Origin of the sequence: Methanocalculus sp. (genome assembly GCF_030651615.1) — an archaeon.
Lineage (GTDB): Archaea > Halobacteriota > Methanomicrobia > Methanomicrobiales > Methanocorpusculaceae > Methanocalculus.
This window is the reverse complement of sequence record NZ_JAUSCG010000213.1, coordinates 1-3,335: the sequence shown is the minus strand read 5'-3', so window position 1 is coordinate 3,335 and position 3,335 is coordinate 1. Positions and strand designations below refer to the sequence as shown.

2 protein-coding genes and 1 pseudogene are annotated in these 3,335 nt (G+C 50.8%); all 3 read left to right on the top strand.

Translation table 11 applies throughout. The features are described 5' to 3' along the window. Window positions 1-37: 37 nt before the first annotated feature. Window positions 38-1,330, top strand: a complete 1,293-nt coding sequence (locus Q7V06_RS09125) for a formylmethanofuran dehydrogenase subunit B (RefSeq protein WP_304840786.1) — start codon at window positions 38-40, stop codon at window positions 1,328-1,330. Further along, window positions 1,323-3,023, top strand: coding sequence for a formylmethanofuran dehydrogenase subunit A (locus Q7V06_RS09120; RefSeq protein WP_304840784.1), 1,701 nt, complete (start codon window positions 1,323-1,325; stop codon window positions 3,021-3,023). The genes Q7V06_RS09125 and Q7V06_RS09120 overlap by 8 nt, the downstream gene beginning before the upstream one ends. Continuing rightward, a pseudogene (locus Q7V06_RS09115) lies at window positions 3,020-3,335 on the top strand (formylmethanofuran dehydrogenase subunit C); the annotation flags it as partial. The gene Q7V06_RS09120 and the pseudogene Q7V06_RS09115, both read left to right, overlap by 4 nt.

Sequence of the window (3,335 nt, the reverse complement as noted above, 5' to 3'; positions counted from 1 at the left end):
GTCTGGGATCTGATGGAGATGGTGGGAGGGTTGCGTTATGGACATTAAGGATGTACCCTGCCCGTTCTGCGGCTGTCTCTGCGACGATATCAGCCTTGTTGTCGAGAAGAACAGGATAATCGGAGTCGAGAACTGCTGTACACTTGGAAATGCTAAGTTTCTCTCAAAAGAACGCCTGAAACACCCGATAATGAGGAAGAACGGTGTATGGGCTGAAGTGAGTTATGAAGAGGCGGTGGATGAGACCGCCAAAATCCTCTCAGATGCCATGAGGCCACTTCTGTATGGATGGAGCGGGACGATTGGAGAGGCGCAGGTTGTTGGTGTGCATCTGGCTGAAGAGATCGGAGCACTCATCGATAGCACCACATCAGTCTGTCATAATCCCTCCATCCTCGCAATTCAGGAGGTGGGTCATCCCGGATGCACCCTCGGCCAGGTGAAGAACCGGGCAGATCTGGTCATCTACTGGGGTTGTAATCCTATCGAGGCACATCCAAGGCATATGAGCAGATACACAACCTATGCAGACGGGTACTTCTTTGAAAATAGTGTCAGTGATCGGAAGGTCATTGTTGTTGATATCAGGAGATCCGAAGGTGCAAAAGTTGCAGATGAATTTATCCAGATAAAGCCCGGTGGAGACTATCTCGTCCTGTCGGCACTCCGGGCAATAGTCAGGGGAAAAGGTGACGTTGTTCCGGAAAGTGTGGCGGGTGTCAAGAGGGAACAACTCCAGCGTGTTGCCGATCTCTGTATGAATGCAAAGTTTGGGGCGGTCTTCTTCGGCCTTGGGATCACGATGAGCCGGGGCAAATATAAAAATGTCAGAAATGCCATTGAACTCATCTCAGAACTCAACAGGAGGACGAAGTTTACGATCAGTGCGATGCGTGGCCACTTCAATGTCTACGGGTTCAACGAAGTCCTCACCTGGATGGCCGGGTATCCTTTCGCTGTTGATTTCTCAAGAGGTATCGCCTTCTATAATCCAGGTGAGACGACAGTCATCGACCTCCTTGAGCGAAAGGAGCCTGATGCCTGCCTCGTTGTAGCAAGTGATCCCGGTGCGCACTTTCCAAAATCCTGTATCAGGCATATGGCAGCTATACCAACGGTTCAGATTGACCCTTGTGTAAATGCCACAACAGCCCTCTGCCAGGTGCAGATACCAGTTGCAATCACCGGTATAGAGGTTGCAGGGACAGCATACCGAATGGATGGGGTTCCGATCCGGATGAAGAAAGTGATAGAGACGGAGTTCCCGACCGATCAGGAGATCCTTGAGCGGATCGTTACACGTATACGGGAGATGAGATCAGATGGCTGAGATACTGCTGAAAAATGCCTATGTCATCGACCCGATTTCAGGCATCAATGGCGAACTGATGGATATTGCAATCTCCGGGAGCAGGATCGTAGAAGATGCATCTCCTGATGCAGAGGTGATCGATGCGATGGGATTTCTCACCCTCCCGGGAGGGATCGACTCACATACGCATTATGCCGGAACAAAGGTGAACTTCGGGCGGTACATGAGCCCCGAAGATATGCGGGCGGGCAGAACGGCACGAAAAGGGCCGATGCATATCACCTCGGGATACAGCGTTCCAACAACCTATGGAAACAGCTACCGTTACAGCGCACTTGGGTACACGACACTCGTCGAAGGTGCGATGGCACCTCTTGAGGCCCGGCATACCCATGAAGAGTTCAAGTTCACCCCGCTTCAGGATTCATTTGCAAACACCCTATTTGACGGGAACTGGGGGATGCTCCGGGCACTTGAGGATAACGATATCAAGCGTGCCGCAGCAATCATTGCCTGGACACTCTCTGCTGTGAAAGGGTTTGCCATTAAACTGACGAACCCTGGGGGAACAGAAGCCTGGGGGTTTGGGAAGAACGTCTCCTGTATTAATGAGACGATTCCAACATTTGATCTCACTCCTGCTGAGATCATCAAAGGTGCGATCAAGGCAAACGAACTCTTACACCTCCCGCATTCAGTTCACCTCCATTGCAATAACCTCGGAACACCCGGTAACTTCACCTGCACGCTCGGTACATTTGGACATGTTCCTGATCTCAACGATAAACGGCAGTCGCTCTATGCAACCCATGTCCAGTTCCACTCGTATGGCGGGAGCGGATGGTCAGACTTCTGTTCAAAGAGTGAGCCGGTTGCAAAGATGGTGAACCTCCGGCCGCAGATCGTCATTGATATGGGCCAGGTGATGTTTGGCAGAACAACGACGATGACCGCAGACGGACCGATGGAGTTCAACCTCTACCGTCTCCACCATGACAAATGGAGCAACCATGATATTGAACTTGAGACCGGATCAGGTATTATTCCGGTGAACTATCGGAGGAAGAACCTCGTCAACAGTATTATGTGGGCGATCGGCCTTGAGCTTGCCCTCCTCGTCGAGAACCCCTGGCAATGTATGCTCACAACAGATAGTCCAAACGGTGCTCCGTTTGTGAAGTACCCCGAGATTATCGCTCTCCTGATGAGCAAAAAATATCGTGATGCTGAATGTGCAACAATCCACCAGGATACTGAAAAGCGGGTGCCACTCCCCGCAATCGACCGGGAACTGAACTGGTATGATATTGCGGTGATGACTCGTGCCGGACAGGCACGTGCGCTTGGGATCACAGATATCGGCAAAGGCTATCTGATGCCGGGTGCAGAAGCGGATATTGCCGTTTATCCGATTAAAACCGATGAGATCGATTCCGCAGTTGAGTATGATAAGGTGATTTCGGGGTTCTCACAGACCGAATATACTATTAAACGCGGAAGGGTGGTATCCCGCCGGGGTGATGCATTAATCCATGGAGAGAATACCACCTTCTGGGTGAAGCCGAAGGTGCCGCCTGCATATGATATGCAACATGACAAAGCGTTTCTGGAGCTCTTTGAGCGGTACTACAGTGTCAGGATGAGCAACTATCCGGTTCAGGAAGAGTATCTCCACAGAAACTTCTGCATTGAGACGGAGACTGACCTATGAAGGTAACGATCACATTCCGAAATCGCGAGAAATCCTTCATCCCGGTTGAAGCCGAGATGATAACACCGGATGCAATCTTTCAGGATAAAGAGATCATCGTAGGCGAAGGGAACCGATCTATCCCTCTCACTCAGATTGCCGATCTCTCAGTCGAGGGGTCTCCATCTTCGGTTCATGATGTTGATATCCTCATCAGAGGAGATGCCTCACGAGTAAAACGAATTGGTGAATACATGACCGGCGGATCGATCACGATTGAAAGTAATGTCGGAATGCACTGCGGAAATTTTATGTCAGGTGGCAGGATCGAGA

Bases quoted from the DNA above. Each gene is read 5' to 3' on its own strand.
- Q7V06_RS09125 (WP_304840786.1), top strand. From the start codon at position 38: ATGGACATTAAGGATGTACCCTGCCCGTTCTGCGGCTGTCTCTGCGAC.
- Q7V06_RS09120 (WP_304840784.1), top strand. From the start codon at position 1,323: ATGGCTGAGATACTGCTGAAAAATGCCTATGTCATCGACCCGATTTCA.